18 protein-coding genes, 1 pseudogene and 1 riboswitch are annotated in these 23,544 nt (G+C 32.7%); of the genes and pseudogenes, 16 read left to right on the forward strand and 3 right to left on the reverse strand.

The annotated features are described in order from the left end of the window. The first annotated feature begins 36 nt into the window (after positions 1-36). The 5 genes from holA to pnp all read left to right on the forward strand — a co-directional run bounded on the left by holA (position 37) and on the right by pnp (position 6,742). The gene (gene holA / locus WBF61_RS00375) at positions 37-1,071 is read left to right on the forward strand and encodes a DNA polymerase III subunit delta (protein ID WP_424252918.1); all 1,035 of its coding nucleotides are present in this window, start codon (positions 37-39) and stop codon (positions 1,069-1,071) included. 144 nt (positions 1,072-1,215) lie between these two features. Next, on the forward strand, positions 1,216-1,470 hold the full coding sequence (gene rpsT / locus WBF61_RS00380) for a 30S ribosomal protein S20 (protein WP_424252920.1): 255 nt from the start codon (positions 1,216-1,218) through the stop codon (positions 1,468-1,470). Positions 1,471-1,991: 521 nt separating this feature from the next. Next, complete coding sequence (gene uvrB, locus WBF61_RS00385) at positions 1,992-3,980, forward strand: excinuclease ABC subunit UvrB (protein WP_424252922.1); 1,989 nt, start codon at positions 1,992-1,994, stop codon at positions 3,978-3,980. 174 nt (positions 3,981-4,154) lie between these two features. Further along, positions 4,155-4,424, forward strand: a complete 270-nt coding sequence (rpsO, locus tag WBF61_RS00390; protein ID WP_424252924.1) for a 30S ribosomal protein S15 — start codon at positions 4,155-4,157, stop codon at positions 4,422-4,424. Positions 4,425-4,636: 212 nt separating this feature from the next. Beyond that, on the forward strand, positions 4,637-6,742 hold the full coding sequence (gene pnp / locus WBF61_RS00395; RefSeq protein ID WP_424252926.1) for a polyribonucleotide nucleotidyltransferase: 2,106 nt from the start codon (positions 4,637-4,639) through the stop codon (positions 6,740-6,742). A 91-nt stretch (positions 6,743-6,833) separates the two neighbouring features. Here pnp and WBF61_RS00400 read toward each other — a convergent pair whose 3' ends face one another. After that, a complete protein-coding gene (locus WBF61_RS00400) occupies positions 6,834-7,595 on the reverse strand; it encodes an alpha/beta hydrolase (RefSeq protein ID WP_424252928.1) in 762 nt (253 codons plus the stop codon). 206 nt (positions 7,596-7,801) lie between these two features. Here WBF61_RS00400 and WBF61_RS00405 point away from each other — a divergent pair, with 206 nt between their 5' ends. Genes WBF61_RS00405 through WBF61_RS00415 form a run of 3 tightly spaced genes read left to right on the forward strand, consistent with a single transcriptional unit; the run spans position 7,802 to position 11,470 of the window. Then, entirely contained in the window at positions 7,802-8,854 is a 1,053-nt protein-coding gene (locus tag WBF61_RS00405) for an aspartate-semialdehyde dehydrogenase (protein ID WP_424252930.1), read from the forward strand. A 23-nt stretch (positions 8,855-8,877) separates the two neighbouring features. Continuing rightward, positions 8,878-9,759, forward strand: a complete 882-nt coding sequence (gene dapA, locus WBF61_RS00410; protein ID WP_424252931.1) for a 4-hydroxy-tetrahydrodipicolinate synthase — start codon at positions 8,878-8,880, stop codon at positions 9,757-9,759. Positions 9,760-9,790: 31 nt separating this feature from the next. Next, positions 9,791-11,470: a ribonuclease J gene (locus tag WBF61_RS00415; RefSeq protein WP_424252933.1), complete on the forward strand. Its 1,680-nt coding sequence runs from the start codon at positions 9,791-9,793 to the stop codon at positions 11,468-11,470. A gap of 316 nt (positions 11,471-11,786) precedes the next feature. Here the strand turns inward: WBF61_RS00415 and WBF61_RS00420 are convergent. Both WBF61_RS00420 and WBF61_RS00425 read right to left on the reverse strand, forming a co-directional pair. Beyond that, positions 11,787-13,565, reverse strand: a pseudogene (locus tag WBF61_RS00420) (ABC transporter permease/substrate binding protein). Continuing rightward, positions 13,558-14,757, reverse strand: coding sequence for a quaternary amine ABC transporter ATP-binding protein (locus tag WBF61_RS00425; RefSeq protein WP_424252935.1), 1,200 nt, complete (start codon positions 14,755-14,757; stop codon positions 13,558-13,560). Before WBF61_RS00425 ends, WBF61_RS00420 begins: the two are co-directional and overlap by 8 nt. A gap of 751 nt (positions 14,758-15,508) precedes the next feature. On the opposite strand from WBF61_RS00425, the gene WBF61_RS00430 reads away from it, so the two are divergent. The 8 genes from WBF61_RS00430 (at position 15,509) to WBF61_RS00465 (ending at position 23,193) form a co-directional block, all read left to right on the forward strand. Further along, on the forward strand, positions 15,509-15,994 hold the full coding sequence (locus WBF61_RS00430) for a GNAT family N-acetyltransferase (RefSeq protein WP_424252937.1): 486 nt from the start codon (positions 15,509-15,511) through the stop codon (positions 15,992-15,994). 49 nt (positions 15,995-16,043) lie between these two features. After that, positions 16,044-17,114, forward strand: a complete 1,071-nt coding sequence (locus WBF61_RS00435) for a hypothetical protein (protein ID WP_424252938.1) — start codon at positions 16,044-16,046, stop codon at positions 17,112-17,114. Between the two features lie 105 nt (positions 17,115-17,219). Beyond that, positions 17,220-17,320: riboswitch (TPP riboswitch) on the forward strand. 75 nt (positions 17,321-17,395) lie between these two features. After that, positions 17,396-17,965: an energy-coupled thiamine transporter ThiT gene (thiT, locus tag WBF61_RS00440; RefSeq protein WP_424252940.1), complete on the forward strand. Its 570-nt coding sequence runs from the start codon at positions 17,396-17,398 to the stop codon at positions 17,963-17,965. A 129-nt stretch (positions 17,966-18,094) separates the two neighbouring features. Then, a complete protein-coding gene (gene cls / locus WBF61_RS00445) occupies positions 18,095-19,546 on the forward strand; it encodes a cardiolipin synthase (RefSeq protein ID WP_424252942.1) in 1,452 nt (483 codons plus the stop codon). Between the two features lie 193 nt (positions 19,547-19,739). Further along, positions 19,740-20,924 (forward strand): betaine/proline/choline family ABC transporter ATP-binding protein, encoded by a 1,185-nt coding sequence (locus WBF61_RS00450; protein WP_424252944.1) that lies wholly within the window; start codon positions 19,740-19,742, stop codon positions 20,922-20,924. A 12-nt stretch (positions 20,925-20,936) separates the two neighbouring features. Beyond that, positions 20,937-21,560 carry an ABC transporter permease gene (locus tag WBF61_RS00455; protein ID WP_424252946.1) on the forward strand — a complete coding sequence of 208 codons (624 nt, stop codon included), beginning with the start codon at positions 20,937-20,939 and terminating at the stop codon, positions 21,558-21,560. A gap of 31 nt (positions 21,561-21,591) precedes the next feature. Next, a complete protein-coding gene (locus tag WBF61_RS00460) occupies positions 21,592-22,521 on the forward strand; it encodes an osmoprotectant ABC transporter substrate-binding protein (protein WP_424253018.1) in 930 nt (309 codons plus the stop codon). Positions 22,522-22,524: 3 nt separating this feature from the next. Continuing rightward, a complete protein-coding gene (locus tag WBF61_RS00465; protein WP_424252948.1) occupies positions 22,525-23,193 on the forward strand; it encodes an ABC transporter permease in 669 nt (222 codons plus the stop codon). The last annotated feature ends 351 nt before the right edge of the window (positions 23,194-23,544 follow it).

Consider the following 23,544-nt stretch of genomic DNA (forward strand, 5'->3'; position numbering starts at 1 on the left):
TACCATGTAAGAAGGAGAAGAAAGTGGTGGCGTACATTGAATTTTTCAAAAGAAATGGCAAAATTAAAAACTAACAAAATTGCACCAATTTATTTAATTTTAGGAACAGAATCTTATTTGAATAGAATAGCTCGAGAAACTTTTATCCATTCTATTTTAAAAAAAGATGAAATTGACTTAAACTTAGGAATTTATGACATGGAGGAGGTTCCCTTAGGAGTAGCTTTAGAAGATGCAGAGTCTGTACCTTTTTTTGGAGATCGCCGATTAGTTATTGTTGATCGACCGATCTTTTTAACAGGAGATAAGGGTAAACCGAAATTTGAACATGATATCAAATGGTTTGAAAACTATTTGATAAAACCTTCAGCGACGACAATCTTTGTGATTTTTGCTCCCTATGAGAAATTAGACGATCGCAAGAAAATAAGCAAGCTATTAAAGAAAAATGCGGTGATCATTGAAACACCTATTTTATCAGAAAAAGAGATGAGAAGTTATTTAAAGACGACTATTGAGAATGAAGAGTTTAAAATATCACCTGAAGCTTTTGAGTTGTTTATTCAACTAACGGATGCAAAACTTTCTGTGGCGATGTCTGAACTACCAAAATTACTTTTATATGGGCAAGAAAATAAATACATTACTAAGGATGCTGTTTCAGAATTAATAACCAAATCGCTTGAGCAGAATATTTTTTCCTTAAATGACTATGTTTTGAAAAAAAAAGTAGGACTTGCTTTAGAATTATACCACGATTTACTATTGCAAAAAGAAGATCCTATTAAAATTAATGCTATTATGACATCTCAATTTCGGTTGCTATTACAAGTGAAAATTCTTGAAAAGAGAGGGTATCAGCAAGGTGATATTGCTAAAATTTTAAAGGTTCATCCTTATAGAATTAAGTTGAGCATCCAACATATGAGACCTTTTAGCAAAAAAGTTTTAGCTGACGCTTATAATGGTTTAATAGAAACAGAATACCGCCTAAAAACGGGTCAAGGTGAAAAAAATATGCAATTCGAGTTATTTGTTTTACAATTTGCAAGGAACTATTCAATAGGATAATAATAAACACCTAATAGCTATCAAGTAAAAAAACTTTACAGTTTATATTGCAATGAGGTCTTTCATTATGTATAATGATTAACGTGGGAAACAACTGGAATAATCTATTTTAAGTTGTAATTAATTGAAAGTGGGGTGAATCAAATGCCAAACATCGAATCTGCAATCAAACGCGTTCGTACTTCAGAAAAATCTGCTTTAGCAAATAACGTTCAAAAGAGCGCTATGCGTACTGCTATCAAAAAATTCGTTCAAGCTAATGAAGCTGGGGATGATAATACTGAAGCGTTACACAAACAAGCAATCAGAGCCATTGATATGGCTGCATCTAAAGGATTGATTCATAAAAATAAAGCTAACCGTGACAAATCTCGTTTAACAGCTAAATTAGCTAAATAAGATAGTACAGTTAACTCGTTTTTATGAGAGCCACAGACATGTTTGCCATGTTTGTGGTCTTTTTTTATCTATAAAATTGACGAAAGCCACTCCGCAATGGAGTGGCTTTCTAATTAAAAATAAATATTTATAAAGTTATTCGGGGAAAATACTAGTCAAATTATATTAATTGATTTCTCATTTATACAACATAAACCCAACCTCTTTTATGTCCTTACAGTTCCATAACTGCGCCAGTGTGAATAAATTTCTTTAAAACTATTTATATAAAACTACATACTTACTTTTAATACATCTTTCACTATACCATAAAAATAACTAGAAATAAAGGTTTTTTTGAAATATAAAGCTAATTTTATATGGCTAGTATGAAAACCCCCGCTAGCCTAAACTATCTATTCGCTAAAAAGTAGAAGTCCCTTATCATTGTAAGAACGTACGTTCAGTGGTAAACTAGTAGTTTAAAGAATAAGATAAATTTTATTTTGTGAAAATTATAAAAAACAGGATGTGAAACTAAAATGGAAAAAGATCAATTTAAGTTAGTATCTAATTATGAACCTGGTGGAGATCAGCCCAATGCTATTAAAGAATTAGTTAAAGGGATTGGAGAAGGGAAAAAAGAACAAACTTTATTAGGCGCAACTGGAACTGGGAAAACTTTTACAGTATCTAACGTCATTCAAGAGGTAAATAAACCAACTTTGGTTATTGCGCATAATAAAACTTTAGCTGGTCAGTTATACAGTGAATTTAAAGAGTTTTTTCCTGAAAACGCAGTTGAATATTTTGTTAGTTACTATGATTATTACCAACCTGAAGCTTATGTGCCTTCTAGCGATACCTTTATTGAAAAAGAATCAAGTGTTAATGATGAAATTGACAAATTACGTCATTCAGCTACAAGCTCTTTATTAGAGCGTCGTGATGTTATTGTTGTGGCTTCTGTTTCGTGTATTTTTGGTCTAGTAAATCCAATCGATTATCGAGACCATGTTTTGTCATTACGTGTAGGGACTGAAATGAAAAGGGATGATATGTTAAGACGATTAGTTGATATGCAATTTGAACGAAATGATATTGATTTTCAACGTGGTAATTTTAGAGTACGTGGGGATGTTGTTGAAATATTTTTAGCTTCTAGAGACAGCGAAGCTGTGAGAGTAGAATTTTTTGGGGATGAAATTGACCGTATTACAGAAGTAGATGTTTTAACTGGAGAAATCAAAACTGAAATTCAACATGTGCCCGTTTTTCCCGCTACTCACTTTGTAGCAAATGATGAACAAACAAGAAATGCTGTGGTAACTATCCAAAAAGAATTAGAAGACCGTTTAAAAGTTTTGCGTGCAGAAGATAAATTAATTGAAGCACAACGTTTAGAACAGCGAACCAATTATGATTTAGAGATGCTCTTAGAAATGGGTTATTGCTCAGGTATAGAAAACTACTCTAGGCATATGGATGGTAGAAAACCTGGTCAACCCCCATACACTCTAATAGATTTTTTTCCAGAGGATTTTTTAATTGTGATTGATGAATCTCATATTACAATGTCTCAAATTAGAGGGATGTATAACGGAGATAGAGCAAGGAAAGAACGGCTAATTGAATATGGATTCCGTTTGCCAAGTGCCTTGGATAATAGACCCTTGCGTTTAGAGGAGTTCGAAAACCATGTTAATCAAATTATGTACATTTCTGCAACACCTGGTCCGTATGAGCTGGAACGCACTCCAGAGGTTGTAGAACAAATTATTCGCCCAACTGGTTTGCTTGATCCACTAATTGAAGTACGCCCAATTAAAGGACAAATCGATGATTTAATAACTGAAATTAATAAGAGAGTAGAAAGAAATGAACGAACGTTTATTACTACATTAACAAAAAAAATGTCTGAAGACTTAACCGACTATTTAAAAGAGGTTGGTATAAAAGTTTCTTATCTTCATAGTGATATTAAGACATTAGAAAGAACAGAAATTATTCGTGACTTACGGTTAGGTATTTATGATGTGTTAATTGGTATAAATTTATTAAGAGAAGGCATTGATGTTCCTGAAGTCTCTTTGATTGCCATATTAGATGCAGACAAAGAAGGCTTCTTAAGGAGTGAGCGTTCATTGGTACAAACTATTGGCCGAGCAGCTCGTAACCAAAACGGGAGAGTAATCATGTATGCTGATCGAGTTACTGATTCAATGAAAGCTGCAATAGGAGAGACAGAAAGACGTCGTGAAACACAAAAAGCTTACAATGAAAAACATAACATAACACCAACAACAATCATCAAAGAAGTACGTGATCTAATCTCCATTACTACAGCTGTCTCAGGTGAAGCAAAAGAAGGTCTTTCTTCTAAAAAAGTAGCCAAAATGACGAAACAAGAAAGAAGAGAATTAATAAAAAATATGGAAAAAGAAATGCATGAAGCAGCAAAAGCGCTTGATTTTGAAAAAGCTGCCAATTTAAGAGATATTGTACTTGAACTAACTGCTCAATATAAATAAAGAGCGATATAAATTGAAATAGAATAAACCTAGTTTTTAGAGAATTAATACTTGCATTTATCTCTAATATCATGTAATGTTTGTAAATGTATAACATACATCCATTACTTGGTTAAACGACTCACCAACGTCTACTCAGTAATAGGATAAACTAAAAGGAAGAGGTGTTTAGAAATGGCTATTTCTAAAGAAAGAAAGAACGAGATTATGAGAGAGTACGCAACACACGAAGGAGATACTGGTTCTCCAGAAGTACAAGTTGCTGTATTAACTGCAGAAATTAATCACTTAAACGAACATGCACGTGTTCACAAAAAAGATCACCACTCATACCGTGGACTTATGAAGAAAATTGGTCACCGTCGTAACTTATTAGCATACTTACGTAATAAAGATGCTAGTCGTTATAGCGAACTAATCCAAAGATTAGGCCTACGTCGTTAAAAATGATTGTCTTATTATAAAGCGAGGTTCGCAGGAATCTCGCTTTATTTTTTGCATAATCTAGTAAATGGTATAAAAAAATCAAAACTGCACGTTCCGTTAACCATCCTACTATACAAATGTGAGTTTTTAATAGATTAGAGATTGACATTTGTTTAGTAGTCTGTTTGGTAAAATGAATGGTAGTTTGAAAAAAAGGAGAACAATAATTTATGTCAGAAAAACAAATTTTCACTAAAGAGTGGGCAGGTCGTACGTTAACAGTTGAAGTTGGTCAATTAGCTAAGCAAGCTAATGGAGCAGCGTTAATTAGATATGGTGATACAGCTGTATTATCAGCAGCAGTAGCAAGTAAGAAAGCAAAAGATGTGGACTTTTTCCCATTAACTGTGAATTATGAAGAAAAAATGTATTCAGTAGGTAAGATACCTGGTGGGTTTATTAAGCGTGAAGGTCGTCCGAGCGAAGCAGCTACGTTAACTGCCCGACTAATTGACCGCCCAATACGCCCGATGTTTGCTGATGGATTTCGTAATGAAGTTCAAGTAACCAATACTGTTATGTCAGTTGAGAAAGATTGTTCACCATCGTTTTCAGCAATGTTTGGTTCGTCATTGTCTCTAGTTATTTCAGACATTCCTTTTGCAGGCCCTATTGCTGGTGTTGATGTTGGACGTGTTAATGGAGAATACATTATCAATCCTACAGTTGAGCAAGAAGCTCTTTCAGATATTCATTTAACTGTTGCAGGAACAAAAACAGCTATAAATATGGTTGAAAGTGGAGCTAAAGAAGTTTCAGAAGAAGATATGCTAGGTGCTTTATTATTTGGGCATGCGGCTATTCAAGAACTTGTTGCGTTCCAAGAAGAAATTAAGCGAGCAGTGGGTAAAGCAAAGATAGAAGTTTCTTTGTTAGCAATTGATTCAGAACTTGAAAAAGAAGTAAATGATACTTATAAAGAAAAAATGAGTACAGCAATTAAAACAGAAGAAAAACTAGCACGTGAAGAAAACATTGAAGCTGTGAAAGAAGAAGCTATCTTATTCTATAACGAAAAATATCAAGATCATGAAGAAGCTGGTCGTATTAAAAAAGAAATTAAAACGATCGTTGAAAATATGGAAAAAGATGAAGTTCGTCGTCTGATTACGGTTGATAAAATTCGTCCAGATGGCCGTAAAATTGATGAAATACGTTCATTATCTTCAGAAGTGGGGCTATTACCAAGAACGCATGGTTCCGGTCTATTCACACGTGGACAAACACAGGCTTTGACAGTTGCAACACTTGCTCCACTTGGAGAACATCAAATTATTGATGGACTAGGGATCGAAGAGAGTAAAAGATTTATTCATCATTATAACTTCCCACAATTCTCAGTAGGAAGTACAGGACCTAATCGTGGGCCTGGACGTCGTGAAATTGGTCACGGAGCTCTGGGAGAAAGAGCATTGGCACAAGTTATTCCTAATGAAGAAGATTTTCCGTACATGATTCGTTTAGTTTCGGAAGTTTTAGAGTCAAACGGTTCATCATCTCAAGCTAGTATATGTGCTGGAACCTTAGCTTTAATGGACGCAGGTGTACCAATTAAAGCTCCAGTAGCCGGAATTGCTATGGGATTAGTAATGGAAGATGAAAACTATACGGTTTTAACAGATATTCAAGGACTTGAAGATCACTTAGGTGACATGGACTTTAAAGTAGCTGGAACCAAAGATGGAATTACTGCTTTACAAATGGATATTAAGATTCAAGGAATCACACCACAAATTTTAGAAGAAGCATTAACTCAGGCTAAAAAAGCTCGCTTAGAAATCTTAGATGAATTAATTTCAACTATTTCTGAACCACATAAAGAGTTGAGTGAATATGCGCCAAAAATTGAAATGATGCAAATTAAACCAGAAAAAATTAAAGTCGTTATTGGCCGTGGTGGAGATCAAATCAATGCGATTATAGAAGAAACTGGCGTTAAAATTGATATCGACCAAGAAGGTAAAATTAGTATTGCTTCAGAAAATGCATCAATGATAAAACGTGCAAAAGAAATTATTGAAGAATTGACTAAAGATATCGAAATTGGGAAAGTATATTCAGGTACAGTTAAACGAATTGAAAAATTTGGTGCTTTCATTGAAATTGCTAAAGGGAAAGATGGATTAGCACACATTTCTGAATTAGCTAATGAGCGCGTTGCTAAAGTAGAAGATGTATTGTCTATGGGTCAAGTTTTAGACGTTAAAGTTGTTGAAATTGACAAACAAGGTAGAATTAATCTTTCTGTTAAAGCACTATTGAAAAAAGAAGACTAAAATAAAAAAAGTAGACTGCAGAATTGCGGTCTACTTTTTTTTAATAATGAGTTAGTTAAATCTGTTATTTTAGAGCTCAATAGAATAGAACTTACTTAATTCTATTGAGCCAAGAAGAAAGAATAATAAAAAGTTTTTCTTGTTGATCTTTATTACTAATAGTGGCATTTGCGTCTCCTTTTTGTTTTCCGTAACTTCCAAAACCAGCATGGTTTCCGCCTTGTATAGAAGAATATAGCGTCTTACTTGGTAAGAACTTTTTACTTTCTAAATAAGATTGTTGATCTAAAACTCCATCTTTTGATCCAACTACTGATAAAACAGGTAAAGCTTCATTTTCTATGCTGCCTTTATTATCAGGATAACTAGCTAAGAAAAATACTCCTCTTAATAACCCCATATCTGTTGCAGGATCTATTTGTGTATCATGAGCATAACGACTAGCCATTACTCCACCCAAAGAGTGACCACCTATAACGTAATCCTTAATATTATAATCGTCAATAATCAAATGAGCCTTATCTTTATCAGTAACAGCTAAATTAAAAGGGTGATGAATTAAGTATACTGGATAACCTTCAGTAGCTAGTTTTGAAGCCCAAATGCTATAACTTTTTTGATCGACGAGCGCGCCTTGATAGAAAATAACTGAAATGGGAAGGGGTTGCTTTTTAGGTTTGAAATAAATTACATCATCTGTCGTCCCAACAGTATAGGAAGCATGATTAATTGCTGCTTCAAAAGCTGAAGAAGAGGGTTGATAAGTAAGATTTCTAAGTGTGATGGACCCAACAGTAAATAAAACCAGTAGTGCTAATGTAAACCAAATAATTATTTTCTTTTTATTTTTCATTTGTTCTCCTTTATATCTTTTTTTGTTTGTTCTATTCTACCACTAAATTTATTCTATAGGTTTAACTATTATTTGAATAAATGCAATAATCTACATATGTATGATTTCTTTGCTATTTATGCTAAAATATATATTGGTTACGTTTGTGGGGTAAATTAGAATATAAATAATAAATTCGAGAAGTTTTGTAAAGGAGTAATAACTAAATGAATAAATACACGATAGCTGTAGTCGGAGCAACAGGAGCGGTGGGCACTAAAATGATCGAAATGCTTGAAAGCTCAGCTTTACCGATTCGCGAAATTAAAGTTCTTGCTTCAAAACGATCAGCAGGAAGAAAATTGATGGTTAATGGTTCAGAGTTGGTTATTGAAGAGACAACACCTGAAGCTTTTGACGGAGTAGACATCGCTTTATTTAGTGCCGGTGGAGATGTTTCGAAACAATTCGCTCCAGAAGCAGTAAAACGTGGAGCAATTGTTATTGACAACACAAGTGCTTATCGTATGGATCCTACTGTTCCGTTAGTTGTTCCTGAAGTTAATCCTGAAGCGCTAAAACAGCATAATGGGATCATTTCAAACCCAAATTGTTCTACTATTCAAATGATGGTAGCTTTAGATCCTATCCGTAAAAAATATGGATTAAGTCGAATTATTGTTTCAACTTATCAGGCAGTTAGTGGTGCTGGTATAGCTGCGGTTAAAGAAATGAAAGATCAGGCTCGAAAAATGCTTAATAACGAAACCTATGAGGCAATTATACTTCCTTCAGGAGGAGATAAAAAACATTATCCTATTGCGTTTAATATTTTGCCACAAATCGATTTATTCGCAGAAGAAGGTTATACTTACGAAGAGTGGAAAATGATAAATGAAACAAAAAAAATCATGTCAGATAATGAAATTAAAATATCAGCTACTTGTGTACGTGTACCAGTAGTTTCTGGTCACTCAGAATCTATTTATATCGAAGTTGTCGATGAGTCAGCGACAGTTGCTGGTATAAAAGAAGTATTAGAAACAGCACCAGGAGTAGAATTGCAAGATGATCCCTCCGTTCAGTTGTATCCAACTCCATTAACAGCAGATGGGAAAAAAGAAACATTTGTTGGTAGAATTAGGCAAGATATAGATGTGAAAACAGGGTATCATTTGTGGGTTGTATCAGATAATTTAATCAAAGGTGCAGCGTTAAATTCAGTTCAAATTGCTGAAAAATTACACACTATGAGTTTAATAAAAAATAAAATGAATTAATCATGAAAGAGAAGGTGTCTTTAATGAATTTAACAAATGCACGAGTTATAACAGCAATGACAACTCCTTTTGATGAAAAGGGAAAAATAGATTTTGATAAATTAGAAAATTTAATCGATTATCTATTAAACAATGGAAGCGAAGGCCTTGTTATTGGTGGTACAACAGGAGAATCGCCAACCCTATCTCACGACGAAAAATTAGACTTATATAAAAAATCAGTAGAAATAATTAATGGGCGTGTTCCTGTTATTGTGGGAACTGGGACAAATAATACCGCAGAAACAATTTCGTTTACAAAAGAAGTTGAATCCATCAAGGGAATTGATGCTGTACTAGTTGTAGCACCTTATTATAATAAACCCAATCAAGCTGGTCTGTATGCTCATTTTGAGGCGGTTTCTAAAAACACATTGTTACCGATTATTATTTATAATGTGCCAGGTAGAACAAGTGTATCGATTGATCCAGCAACAACTATTCGTTTAGCAACTATAAAAAATATTATCGGTGTTAAAGAATGCATGGGGTTAGATGCAATGAGTGAAATCATCGAAAATACAACTGATGATTTTTTGGTTTACACTGGTGAAGATAACCTAACTTTTCCTGCAAAATGTATAGGAGCCACAGGTGTTATTTCTGTAGCAAGTCATGTTTTAGGCAACGAGATGAAAGAGATGTACGATCATCTTGAGAAAAATAACTTGCAAGAAGCTGCAAATCAACACCGTCAATTAATACCAAAAATGAATAGTCTTTTTTCAGTTCCATCTCCTGCTCCAGTAAAAATGGTTTTAAATAACCGAGGAATAGCAGTAGGAAGTGTAAGATTGCCATTAGTAGACTGCACAAAAGAAGAAGCTAAAACCATATTAGACAGTTTAAATTCAGATAAAAAATGATTTAAAAATAGGAAGAAATAGAGGTGAAGAAATGAGTAACATTAAAATAATTCCGCTAGGTGGCGTACGCGAAAACGGAAAGAATATGTACGTTGTTGAAGTTGATGAAGAAATATTTGTTTTGGATTGTGGTTTGATGTATCCAGAAACAGAGTTGTTAGGAATAGATGTCGTTATTCCTGATTTTAGTTATTTAGAAGAAAATAAAGATCGTGTAACTGGGGTATTTTTAACACACGGACACGAAGATGCAATAGGAGCACTACCTTATTTTCTTCAAAAGTTTGATGTACCAGTTTTTGGTACAGAATTAACGATTGCACTGGCAAAATTATTTGTAGAAAAAGATAGCCAGGTAAGTGCTTTTAATGATTACCATATTGTTGATGAGAATACTGAAATTGAATTTGAACATGCTGTTCTAGGATTTTTTAGAACAACGCATACTATACCAGATTCAGTAGGTATAACGCTAAAAACAGATGAAGGTAGTGTTGTTTATACTGGTGATTTTAAATTTGATCAAAGTGCAACTCCAGCATATCAGACTGATTTAGCTAAAATAAGTGATATCGGAAAAACAAAAGTATTAGCTCTATTAAGTGATTCGAGCGAAGCAGAGAGTTCTATTGAAAATATGAGTGATTATAAAGTTGCTGAACAAGTAGAAGATACATTTCGTAATACTAAAGAGCGCATAATTGTAGCTAGTGTTGCTAGTAATATCTTACGCATTCAACAAGTAATGGATGCTGCATATAAATCTGGCAAGAAAATATTTTTTACTGGAAAGCAAGTAGAAGAAATTGTAGATGTTGCAATGAAGTTGAAAAAAATACATTTACCTAGTGAAGACTTGATTGTGTCAATCGACGATATAGAAAAATATCCAGACAATGAGATTGTAATTTTAGAAACCGGTACGACAGGCGAACCAATTAAAACTCTCCAAAGAATGGCAATGGGTAAACATTTACAAATAAATATTAAAGAAGGAGACTTGGTTTATATTGTTACTAGTCCTTCTGTTAGTATGGAAGTGACGGTTAACAAAACTAAGAATATGATTTATCGTGCTGGAGGAGAAGTAAAACAAATTTCTGACAATATAAAAGCTTCAGGTCATGCGACACCAAACGATTTGAAATTAATGATAAATCTTATTAAACCAAAGTACTTCGTTCCTGTTACAGGAGAGTATAGACGTTTAGCTGCGCACGCTAAGTTAGCTCACGAAGTAGGCATTCCTTTTAAAAATATTTTTATTCCTGGAAAAGGGGATGTTGTAGAATTTAAGGCAGGCCGTATGTCTATGTCAGGGCAAGTTACAGCTGGAAATACAATGGTTGACGGTATTGGTATTGGAGATATTGGAAACATTGTTTTAAGAGACCGTAAGTTATTATCTGAAGACGGTATATTTGTTGCTGTGGTTACCATAAGCCGTAAGAAGGGCAAAATTATGTCAGGTCCTGAAGTAATGACACGAGGATTTGTTTATGTTAAAGAAAACACTGATCTCATTGAATCAAGTAACGAAATTGTTAAAAAAGTTGTAGAAGATAACTTAAATCATAAAGAATTTGAATGGAGCCGTCTAAAACAAGAAATTAGAGACGCACTGAGCAAATATTTATTTGAACAAACAAGAAGAAGACCTGTAATTCTACCAATTATTATGGAAACAAGTTCTCGCAATAGAAGAAACTAAAAAACATAAAAATAATCTCCTTCCACAAAAGATAGATAGTGGAAGGAGATTATTTATTATTTGTACTAAAGTAGTCTTGGTTTAGCTCTGTTACCTATTCTAGGCGCCTTAAGAGCTTAATAATGAAATAACTGTAACTTAGGTAGATATAGAGTGAAAGTTGTACAAGCGTCTTAAGAAGAGTAGTTATTTATTTTAAGATAGTTACAAAAAGGTAAAGGTATTAATTTATTAACAAAAAAAGCTAGATTCCCAATTTGGGAATCTAGCTTTTTTTACATCATATTCAATTTACTAAATAGTTTCTTCAATATGATTATTTAGTTACGCCTTTAGTCCAAGTTGCAACTTCTTCAGGATGATCTTCAATCCATGCATTTGCAGCATCTTTTGGATCTTCACCATCGCTAATAGCTAACATGACTGACTCAATATCGTCAGTTGTCCAGTTAAATTGATCTAAAACTTTGTATGCTTCAGGCATATCTTTTTCTAAATCTTTTCTAACCATTGTGTTAATTGTTTCTTCTCCACCATAAGATTCTTTAGAATCATTAAGGTATTTTAAGTCATATGTTGCGAACATCCAGTGAGGAGACCATCCAGTAATAACAATTTCCTCTTCATTTGCAATAGCTTGTTTCAAAGCAACGGTCATCGCTCCAGATGAAGAAGTTTCTAGTTTCCAATCGCCTAAATTATCGTATTCATTCATAGTAGTTTCTGTTGCAGCTACGACACCAGCACCAGGTTCAATTCCAGTAATTGTTTTCTTAGCTTCATCTGTTAAGTCTTCAATAGAATCGACGTTCATGTACTCAGGAACAACTAAACCAAGTTTAGCACCACTTAAGTTCTCACCTAAGTTTTCAAGGTCATCCCCGTACTTTTCGTATTGAGCTCCATGAGTACCAGGTAACCAACCAGCCACCATAGCATCTGCTTCGCCATTTGCAATTGCTTCCCACATAACTGCATTGTCAAGTGGGACTAAATTAACATTGTATCCTAATTCTTCTAATACAGAACCGATAACGTTCGTAGAAGCTACTTCTGTATCCCATTCTACATATGCAAGATCAATATCTTGACCCTTTCCAACTGTATCTTCTTTTGATGTCTTTGAATCATCTGATGAACAACCTGCAGCAAATAATGATAATGCAAGGCCAGTTACAAGTCCCAAACGTTTAATATTAATTTTTTTCAAAAATAAAACCACCTTTTTTTATATTTTTTACTACTTCTTGCTTTTGTTGCTTAATTTTTGAGTGATACGATCAATAATTATTGCTAATACAACTAAACCAATTCCGGATACGAATCCTGTACCGATTTGAGCGCGTTGTAAGGAAGAAAGAACTTCTCTACCTAATCCAGGTGCTCCAATCATTGATGCAATAACAACCATTGATAATGCCAACATAACTGTTTGGTTAATTCCAGCCATAATCGTAGAAGTTGCAAGAGGCAGTTCTACTTTAAATAATTTTTGGAACCCTGTACTACCAAATGCTTCTGATGCCTCAACGAGTTCAGCAGAAACTTGACGAATACCTAAATTAGTAAAACGTACAGTAGGAGGTATAGCAAAAATTAGAGAAGCAAAAACTCCTGGGACCATTCCGATTCCGAAAAAGGCAACGGCTGGTATAAGATAAACAAAAGCTGGCATAGTTTGCATAAAATCTAAAACTGGTTTTAATATATTATTAGCAATTGTACTTTTAGCCATTAATATTCCGAACGGAACTCCGATAATAACTGAAAGTAAACTAGCTACTAGTACTAAAGTTACGGTACTCATTAAATCTTCCCAGTGACCTTGGTTATAAATAAACCATAGTCCTATAACTGAAAAAACAGTTAATCCGAATTTTTTCCCAGTGACAAAAAATGCCAACAATGCAATTAAAAGAATAAATATAATTGGGGGAATAAATAATAGAAAGTTAGTGATTGCGTCCATAAACATTTCTGAGTAAGTTTGAATAGGATTAAATAAAAATGAAAATGTTTTCGTTATCCATTCAGTTAAGTTTTCAATTTGATTTGCTACTGGTAGTTTAGGAATTATGTCTAAAATATTATTCATTGATTAATTCCTCCTCGCTTTCACCGGCTAGTGCAGCAATTACTGCTCCTCTAACGATAATTCCGACTAATTTTTTATTATCTACTACGGCAACTGGAGTTACAGTATCATGAATAACCGAAAAAATATCGTTCATTGACGTAGTTCTGTTAACTGTTGGTATGTCTAGTTTTAGAATAGATTTTAAACTCGTAATAGACTGTTTACGTGCTTCAGAAGCGTCTTCAGCAGTTACATAACCTAATAAGTTGCGGTTGTCATCAACGACTAAAATACTTGAGATTCCTTCACGTTTCATTTGTTCTAGTGCAACGCGCGGACCGTGTTTATTTATATTAATTGTTTCAGGTCGTTTCATAATATTGTCAGCAGTTAAAACCTTTGAACGATCAACATCCTCAACAAAACGCTCGACATAGTCATTTGCAGGTGTCATTAAAATTTCTTCAGGTGTGCCAATTTGTACGATAGCACCATCCTTCATCAGAGCAATGCGATCACCAATTCTTAAAGCCTCATTTAAATCATGAGTAATAAAAATAATAGTTTTCTTTACAGTTGCTTGTAATTCTACTAGTTCATCCTGCATTTCTTTTCGAATCAATGGATCTAAAGCTGAGAAAGCTTCATCCATTAATAATATTTCTGGATTATTAGCTAAAGCCCGGGCTAGACCAACTCGTTGTTGCATACCACCAGATAATTGGTTTGGATATTGATGAACATAATCGCCTAAACCGGCATTTTTTAAAGCTTGAACAGCTTTTTTAGTTCTTTCTTTTTTATCTATTCCTTGTATTTCTAAACCATATTCGGTATTTTCAAGAATGGTACGTTGAGGGAAAAGTGCGAAGTTTTGGAAAACCATGCTCATTTTTTTACGTCTTACTTCACGTAACTCTTTTTTATTCATTGTAGATAAGTTTTCACCATCGATATATATATTTCCTTTTGTTGTGTCTATTAATCTATTTAACATTCTAACTAAAGTTGACTTGCCACTACCTGACAAACCCATAATAACGAAAACTTCACCTTCTTCAATTGTGAAACTAACATTATTAACACCGACGGTTACGCCAGTCTCCTTCAATATTTCTTGTTTAGATTTGTTTTGATCTAAAAGCTCAGAAACACGTTCATTCTTTTTACCGAAAATTTTTGTAACATTTTCTACTTTAATCTTTGTCAAAAAACCGACTCCTTCTACATATATTTTTAAACTAAATTTTTAACAGGCGAACAAAAAAACAAAATAATTATTTCAAACTTTGAAAATAAATAAAATGTTTTATTAAAAAAAATAATAATAGGTCTTTAAAAAAACCATACCGAAAGTGAGCACAATTATAGCTTAACATGTAAATCTTTAAATGAAAACAAATCAGATTTGCAAGAATCATCAATAACAGCAAGTTTTCATTGCTTTAAAGGAGCTATGAGAGAAAAATTATAATTTGGTAAGTATTTTCTCATTTAATTAATTTGATACAAAAAAATAAGTAGATGAAATAAATTATTGCCATAAAATGACGATAGATATTTAATTAGATGTAAAATAAGTAGAATAAAATAGAAAGACTGTTAGAATAGGTCTAAAGAGGATTTCTAACAAATAATTAGTGTTCGAAATAGATGGACAAAGCTGATTGTTTTTGAGACACTAAAGGAAAGTTAGATTCATCGGATAAAACTATTAGTTGAATTAAAAAAATTTATTAACTTTAATAAATTTCCTTTGTATTATCTTTTATTAGGATAAAAGATAATACTATCAAAAAACTAGTCATTATAAAAAGAGCATATATAGGAAGATAATAGAGTAGAGACACTATTAGGAAATTGTTTTTGAAAATTTTTGGGATTAATACGGTTGATTAAAATAAATACAAGAAGATAGATTAATACATAAAAAAAATTTATTAGATTTGGTGGTGTAAGTTATGATTGAATACAAAGAAATTAAGTTAAAGGAAGCAACAGTAGGAGATATACCACTTATAGAGAGTTACCTATTAGAAGAAAATCAGTATGCAGATAGGCCAATAAAAGCGATGACGAATAGTCTACATGAAACAGAAAAACACCCAATATTAATTTTAAGTAACGAAATTTTAGTCGGTTTTTTTATTTTACAAAAAAATAAAATTATTAAAAACTTTCAAATGGATAGCAACTGTCTTTTCTTTAAAGATCATTCTATAGATGAACGTTTTCAAGAAAAAGGGTTTGGTAAATTATCTATAGAAGCTTTGCCTAAATATATTAAAAAGCATTTTAGTAACATAGATGAAATCATACTTACTGTCGACTATGAGAATCTTAGTGGTCAAATGCTTTATCTTAAAACTGGTTTTAGAGATACAAAAAAACGAATAAAAGAAAATGGTAGATCTAAATTTATCTATTCAAAAAAACTAAACGTATAAGTTATAACTCTATTACTAATTAAAAAATAATTTACTGAAAGGAAAAAAAATGAATAAAAAAAATATTTTACTTGTATGTTTAATAATAGTGACAGCAATAGTTATTATAGGAGGAGTTCATTATAATAAGTCTGTTCAGGCAGAGAAAATGAATAAAACTGGAGAGAAATTAGATGAAACTGAGACGATAAAATTAATGGTTGAAGGTTTGTTTAAAGATAATAGAAAAGAAGAGCTAGCTGATAATATTACTGGTGAACAAGTAAAAGACGCTTTGAAAAAAGTTGAAAATTTACCAAATAATTTAGTTAATGCAAAATTAGTGAAAGATGTAAATACCGCAAATTTATTTTATGAAACAGAACTTACGTTAACATCTTTATTAGCAAATGGTATTTTATCTGATGATTTAGAACAAAGTCAAATAAAGGTAGCAACTAAAGCTTTAAAAAAAGTTGAACCCTTATCTCAGACTTTATATAAAAAGTTAAATGGAATAGTGATAGAAGTAAATGCTCAGTTTAATTACAATCAAGAAATAATTAAGTTACTTATGACTTTTTTTGAAGAATCGAACGATGAAAAGGTTAAAGATGATGTTACAAGAGAACAATATGAAATGATAAAAAAACAAGTTCGTGCTATTAAAAATAAAAAAATAAAAAAAGAACAAGAGAAACGACTAGATAGCATTGAAGAGCATCTAATTGAACAAGAAGAAAAAGAATTAGAAGAGTCACTCCTACTAGAAGAAGAAATAAATAAGGAGTCTGAAGGAGAAGCTCAAAATAATAGTGAAGAAGAAAATAATTCTACTATAAATTCTCAAGAAGACCAAAATACTTGGGTGCCAGTTTCACCTAAGCCGACAAAACCATGGAAACCATCTACCAGTGACAATTCTAAACCGAAACCGAAACCTAATGTTGAGGTGAAACCAACTGTGCCAGAGAAAAATCCAGACACTAAACCAATAGAACCGGATGATTCATCAGATACTTCAGAAAATGAAAATCAAGGATCAAATCAAGATCCAGATAAAGAATCAATACCAGAACCAGAACCAGAACCAGAACTAGAACCAGGTTTAGATTCAAGTAGTGGATCAGAAAAATTTTAATATAACCTGTTTTATAAGTATGAAATCTTTACTAGTAAAATGTGAACTTGACAATATATAAAAGGTTTACTATAGTAATTAAGGAAGAAATAATAAAATAGAACAACCATCACAAAGGGGTGCTGCAAAGCTGAGATTGAATCTTTGATTCTAACCCTTCGAACCTGTTCGTTAGTACGAGCGTAGGGATTGTGACGGGGCAAATGATTTTTCACCCAATCATTCTAGCTCCTCCTTTGATGTGTGGCACTGTTCAACACATTCTAAGGAGGATTTTTTTTATGAGAAATATTAGTTTACAGGTTTGGATTGAAGGGACAATTGTAGCTGCATTGGCAATTGTTTTATCTATGATACCTACAAATATAGGTACAGGATTTACAATTTCGTTGGGTATGATACCTTTAGTTTTATATTCGCTAAGGAGAGGTACTACAGCTGGTTTAGCTGCAGGTTTTTTATGGGGTATACTACACTATCTAACAGGTAATGTTGCGATTTTGAGTTTGATACAAGGATTTATTGAATATTTTATAGCATTCATGTTTGCAGGAATGGCAGGATTATTTTCTAAACCAGTTCAACTTGCATTAAAAAATAAGACACCGATAAAATTAGTCTATTATGTTACAATTGGAGCGATAATAGGAACTATTTCTCGCTTTTTTTGGCATTTTGTTGCGGGATATTATTTTTGGGGAAGTTATGCTCCTGAAGGAATGAGTCCAGTTTTGTATTCGTTTGTAGCAAACGGAAGCAGTGCGTTAGCTACTATGATTGTTACATCAATGGTCTTAGTATTACTAAGTAAGACTAGTCCTAACTTGTTTATACCAACTAAAGCAAAATAAGATGAAGAATAAATAGGGTAGAATGACTTAAGTTTTCTAAAATAATTTACTACTCAAGATATTTTGTTAAAACTAGTAAAAAAGTGAATAACATAGTAAGATTAGTAAAAAGATTTGAAAGGACTGCCTATGCAACTATTTTTATCTATCTCATCTATTATTATTACCTTAAATACTATTTTTGCTATCATTACTGTTTTTCGAGAGAAACGTGATATTGCAGCAACTTGGGCTTGGTTAGTTGTTTTAATGTTTTTACCTGTGTTTGGCTTTGTATTTTATTTATTTATTGGGAATAAATTATCCAGAAAAAAAATATTTGATATCAAGGCACAAGAGAGTATCGGCATGTCTGAATTAGTGCAAGCACAAAAAGAATTGTTAGCTGATGATGAGGACTTGCTTTCGAGTAAACAAGCATCAGAAAATTCTAAAGAAATGGCAAGTTTATTTCTTGAAAGCGATGAATCTATCTTAACTAAAGGGAATAAAGTTCAACTTTTTACAGATGGGGAAAAAAAATATGAGTCATTAATTGCGGATATATATGAAGCTAAGCATCATATTCATTTAATTTATTATATATTTAAAGATGATAAAATTGGCAGAAGAGTTCTAGAAGCATTGGAAGATAGAGCAGCTGCAGGAGTAGAAGTTTTAGTTATATACGATGCTTTAGGCTCACGTTCTTTAAAAACAAATTTCTTTAAGAACCTAAAATCTTTAGGAGGCCATGCTGAATCATTTTTTGGCTCACGTTATAGTATAATAAATTTAAGGTTTAACTACCGTAATCACAGAAAAATCGTTATTATTGATGGGAAAATTGGTTATACTGGTGGATTCAATGTTGGTGATGAATACTTAGGAGAATACAAAAAATTTGGTTATTGGCGTGATACTCATATGAAAATTGAAGGCAATGCAGTTTTACCGTTACAAAGTAGATTTCTAATGGATTGGAATGCAACTGTCTCTCATCATAAGTTAGAGTATCAGGAAAATTATTTTCCGTTGATAAAAAAACAAGGGAAAACGAATATGCAGATTGTTTCGAGCGGACCAGATACAGAGATACAGCAAATTAAAAAAGGTTACATTAAAATGATTAGTATGGCTAAAGAGTCGGTATATATTCAAACCCCTTATTTTGTTCCAGATGATTCATTACTGGAAACACTAGAAATAGCAGTCATGTCGGGAATAGATGTTAAAATTATGATTCCAAATAAGCCGGATCATCCTTTCATTTATCGAGCTACAACCTATTATGCAGCTGAAATGATTGCTGCTGGAGCTGAAGTATATATTTACGATAATGGCTTTTTACATGCCAAGACAATCGTTATTGACGGTGAGATATGTTCAATAGGAACTGCTAATTTTGATGTTAGAAGTTTTAAATTGAATTTTGAAGTAAATGCATTTATCTATGATCATGAGATAGCAAAGCAGCAAAGAGATATTTTTTATAAAGATATTGAAAATAGTTATCTGTTAACACAAGAAATACTAGATAACCAATCAAGATGGTTAAAATTTAAGCAGGTCTTTTCAAGATTATTTTCTCCAATTCTATAAATAAATAAAGCTGTAAATTAAATAGCTGAACAAAAAAACTTCCGATTTATTTGGAAGTTTTTTTGTTCAGCTATTTGATTATTTTTACATAAAAATATCTCAAATTTGATAATGTATACATTTTAGTGGATAATAGTAATGTATTGTGCAAGATTTTAGTATATAAAAGAAATAAAATAAGAGGGTGGAAGCGATGATTGAATTTAAAAATGTTTCAAAAATTTATAGAGGCGGTAAAAAAGCTGCAGAAAATATTAATCTTTCTTTTAACAAAGGAGAATTTATTGTTTTTATTGGGACAAGCGGAAGTGGGAAAACTACTTCAATGAGAATGATAAATCGAATGATTGAGCCAACATCAGGTCAAATTTTAATTAATGGTAAAGATATTATGAAGCAAGACCCAGTACAATTGCGTCGTAAAATTGGGTACGTTATTCAACAAATTGGTTTAATGCCACACATGACAATCTTTAATAATATTGTGTTAGTACCACGTTTAATGAAATGGCCACAAGAGAAACAAAGAGCTATTGCAGAGGATTTGATACAAAAAGTGGATCTGCCACTGGATTTCTTAGATCGTTATCCATCTGAACTTTCAGGAGGACAACAACAAAGGATTGGTGTCATTCGGGCTTTGGCTGCAGATCAAGATATTATTTTAATGGATGAACCTTTTGGTGCATTAGACCCAATTACAAGAGATTCATTGCAAGAATTGCTTAAAGAACTTCAAAAAGAACTAGATAAAACAATTGTTTTTGTAACTCACGATATGGATGAAGCATTAAAATTAGCGGATAGAATTGTTATTATGCAAGAAGGAAAAGTAGTTCAATTTGATACACCGGATAATATTTTATCAGCTCCGGCAAATCAATTCGTTGAAGATTTTATTGGTGAAGATCGTCTGATTCAAGCAAGACCCAATATCCAAACGGTTGAACAAGTCATGTTGAAAAACCCTGCATCGGTAACTCCAGGTAAATCTATTTCAGACGCTATTAAAATCATGCGTGACCGTCGAGTAGATACGCTACTTGTAACAGATGACGCTGGTATACTTAAAGGATATGTTGATATTGAGAGTATTGATTTAAACAGAAAAAAAGCAACCAGTGTAGGGGATATTATGTCTAACAAGGTATATTTTGTTAGAAAAGATACTCTTTTAAGAGATACTGTTCAACGTATCTTAAAACGTGGGTTTAAAAACGTACCGGTTGTAGACGATAAGGATCATTTAGTAGGTATTGTTACACGTGCTTCTCTAGTTGATATTGTTTATGACACAATTTGGGGCGATAGTGAAGATGCAGAAATACCAAATGAGACCAAAATGGAATCTTTCACATCAATAGAAAGTAAAGAATAGGAGGGAAGAAACATGGCTGATTTTTTTGCAAACAATGGTTCTGATCTATTGTTAAAAACTTGGGAACATTTGTATATTTCTATTATTGCTTTGTCTCTAGGGGTTATTGTAGCTGTTCCACTAGGAATTGTATTAACTCGATTTAAAAGACTATCGTCATTTGTTATTGGATTAGCAACTATTTTGCAAACTGTTCCTTCCTTAGCTTTATTAGCTTTGATGATTCCATTATTAGGTATTGGGAAATTACCTGCTATTATTGCACTATTTATCTATTCTTTATTGCCAATTTTAAGAAATACGTTTATTGGTGTACATGGAGTGGATGCAGGATTGAAAGATGCTGGTAAAGGCATGGGAATGACGGATATGGATTTGATTCGATTAGTTGAATTGCCACAAGCAGCTCCGGTTATAATGGCTGGCATCCGACTTTCTGGAGTTTATGTTATAGCATGGGCTACTTTAGCATCTTATATCGGAGCAGGTGGATTAGGGGACTTTATTTTTAATGGGTTAAATGTATTTAGTACTGAATTTATCCTTGCTGGAACTATACCAGTTACAGTGATGGCTTTATTAGTAGATTTTTTATTAGGAAAACTAGAGAAAAAAGTGACGCCCGTTCAAGCATAAAAATACAGGAGGTTTTTAAATAATGAACGCAATCAAAAAATTAAATAAAATTGTGATTCTTCTTTTTGCAACTGCTGTATTGAGTAGTTGCTCACTTCCAGGCTTAGGCGGAGGATTTGATGGAGAAGGTATCACCATCACAGGAGGAACGACATCTGAAACACAAATTTTAGCTTTTATCGTTGAAGGCATGGTTGAACACTATTTGGATATTGATGCAGAAATTATCAATAATCTGGGTTCATCTACATTAAATCATCAAGCATTAATTGGTGGAGACGCTAATGTATCTGGAGCTCGTTATACTGGAACATCATTGACAGGTGAATTAGCTTTAGAGCCTATCACTGATCCTATTGAAGCTTACGACAAGGTTGTGAAAGGATTTGAAAAAGAATTCAATCAAAAATGGTTTCCGAGTTATGGTTTTTCAAATTCATATGCGTTTATGGTGACCCAAGAAACAGCTGAAAAATATGACCTTAAAACAGTTAGTGATTTAAAAGAGGTTAGTTCAAAACTTAATCTAGGTGCGGATAATTCATGGATGGAAAGAAAAGGAGATGGATATGATGCTTTTGTAAGCACGTATGACTTCGACTTTAATCGAGTATATCCTATGCAGATAGGATTGGTTTATGATGCACTAGCTGCTGATAAGATGGATGTGGTTTTAGGTTATTCAACAGATGGCAGAATAAAAAGCTATGACTTAGTTGTATTAGAAGATGATAAACAACTATTCCCACCTTATGATGCTAGTCCTGTTGCTTCAAATGAAGTGCTAAAAGAATACCCAGAATTGAACGAAATTCTATTGAAATTAGAAGGAACTATTTCAACAGAAAAAATGCAAGAAATGAATTATACTGCTGATAATGATTTATTAGAGCCGAAAACAGTAGCACAGAAATTTTTAAAAGAGAACAATTTTTTTGAAAATAAAAAAGAGGAGGAATAACTAGTGGAGGTTTCAAAACTGGGTCTTTGGGAACAATTATGGTATTATTTCAACGAAAATGGCTTTTATATTTGGGAACAGTTTTTACGTCATTTTTTAATTTCTATCTATGGCGTCCTCTTTGCTGCAATTATTGGTATTCCAATAGGTTTTTTAATTTCTCGTCGAGGGAAGTTAGCAGATTGGGTAATAGGAATTGCTAACGTGATTCAAACTATTCCATCCTTAGCCATGTTATCTATCCTAATGCTTGGATTAGGATTAGGAACTACCACCGTTATTGTTACAGTATTTTTATATTCATTGCTGCCGATTATTAAAAATACGTATACTGGAGTTCGAAGTGTTGATAGAAATATTCTGGATTCAGGAAAAGGCATGGGAATGACTAGATTACAATTGACATTTATGGTAGAACTACCATTATCCTTGTCTGTCATTATGGCCGGGATTCGTAATGCACTTGTTGTAGGAATAGGTATTACCGCAATCGGTACCTTTATTGGTGCTGGTGGTTTAGGAGATATTATCGCACGTGGTGTTAACGCTACAAACGGAGGAGCGATTATATTGTCTGGTGCTATACCAACAGCGTTTATGGCGATTATCAGTGATTTTGTTTTAGGAGTTATCGAAAAGAAGTTGGATCCTACTCGCAAAGTGAGAGGCTAATGGCTTTATAAAAAATATAAACTTATAAAAATTGAAATATAAGGCTAGTAAAATTTATGTATAACCTCCAAAAAATTAATTGGAGGTTATTTTTTTAAAAAAAGTGGTATAAAAATAGTTTAATATACTTTATCAGTCCATGTAAAAAACTATCTAATTGGATTAATTGAAATCTTAGGCTGCTCTTAATTAATCTTGTAAATCACCGATAAAAGAATAAGCAGAAGAAAAAAACTACCTGAGATATACTCTGGTATTGCACTTATTAGAAAATAAATCTTTATAAACTAATTTTAATGTAGTTGACTGGTAGTTTGAATTAATTTTTTTAGGAGAAAGAGGATAAACAAA

It is taken from the genome of Carnobacterium sp. (genome assembly GCF_049673005.1).
Taxonomy (GTDB): Bacteria; Bacillota; Bacilli; order Lactobacillales; family Carnobacteriaceae; genus Carnobacterium_A.

Excerpts from the sequence above, each read along its gene's own strand:
- thiT (WP_424252940.1), top strand. The coding sequence starts at position 17,396 with ATGAGAAATATTAGTTTACAGGTTTGGATTGAAGGGACAATTGTAGCT.
- WBF61_RS00435 (WP_424252938.1), top strand. The coding sequence starts at position 16,044 with ATGAATAAAAAAAATATTTTACTTGTATGTTTAATAATAGTGACAGCA.
- dapA (WP_424252931.1), top strand. The coding sequence starts at position 8,878 with ATGAATTTAACAAATGCACGAGTTATAACAGCAATGACAACTCCTTTT.
- pnp (WP_424252926.1), top strand. The coding sequence starts at position 4,637 with ATGTCAGAAAAACAAATTTTCACTAAAGAGTGGGCAGGTCGTACGTTA.
- WBF61_RS00415 (WP_424252933.1), top strand. The coding sequence starts at position 9,791 with ATGAGTAACATTAAAATAATTCCGCTAGGTGGCGTACGCGAAAACGGA.
- WBF61_RS00455 (WP_424252946.1), top strand. The coding sequence starts at position 20,937 with ATGGCTGATTTTTTTGCAAACAATGGTTCTGATCTATTGTTAAAAACT.
- cls (WP_424252942.1), top strand. The coding sequence starts at position 18,095 with ATGCAACTATTTTTATCTATCTCATCTATTATTATTACCTTAAATACT.
- rpsO (WP_424252924.1), top strand. The coding sequence starts at position 4,155 with ATGGCTATTTCTAAAGAAAGAAAGAACGAGATTATGAGAGAGTACGCA.
- WBF61_RS00400 (WP_424252928.1), bottom strand. The coding sequence starts at position 7,595 with ATGAAAAATAAAAAGAAAATAATTATTTGGTTTACATTAGCACTACTG.
- rpsT (WP_424252920.1), top strand. The coding sequence starts at position 1,216 with ATGCCAAACATCGAATCTGCAATCAAACGCGTTCGTACTTCAGAAAAA.
- WBF61_RS00450 (WP_424252944.1), top strand. The coding sequence starts at position 19,740 with ATGATTGAATTTAAAAATGTTTCAAAAATTTATAGAGGCGGTAAAAAA.
- uvrB (WP_424252922.1), top strand. The coding sequence starts at position 1,992 with ATGGAAAAAGATCAATTTAAGTTAGTATCTAATTATGAACCTGGTGGA.
- WBF61_RS00405 (WP_424252930.1), top strand. The coding sequence starts at position 7,802 with ATGAATAAATACACGATAGCTGTAGTCGGAGCAACAGGAGCGGTGGGC.
- WBF61_RS00430 (WP_424252937.1), top strand. The coding sequence starts at position 15,509 with ATGATTGAATACAAAGAAATTAAGTTAAAGGAAGCAACAGTAGGAGAT.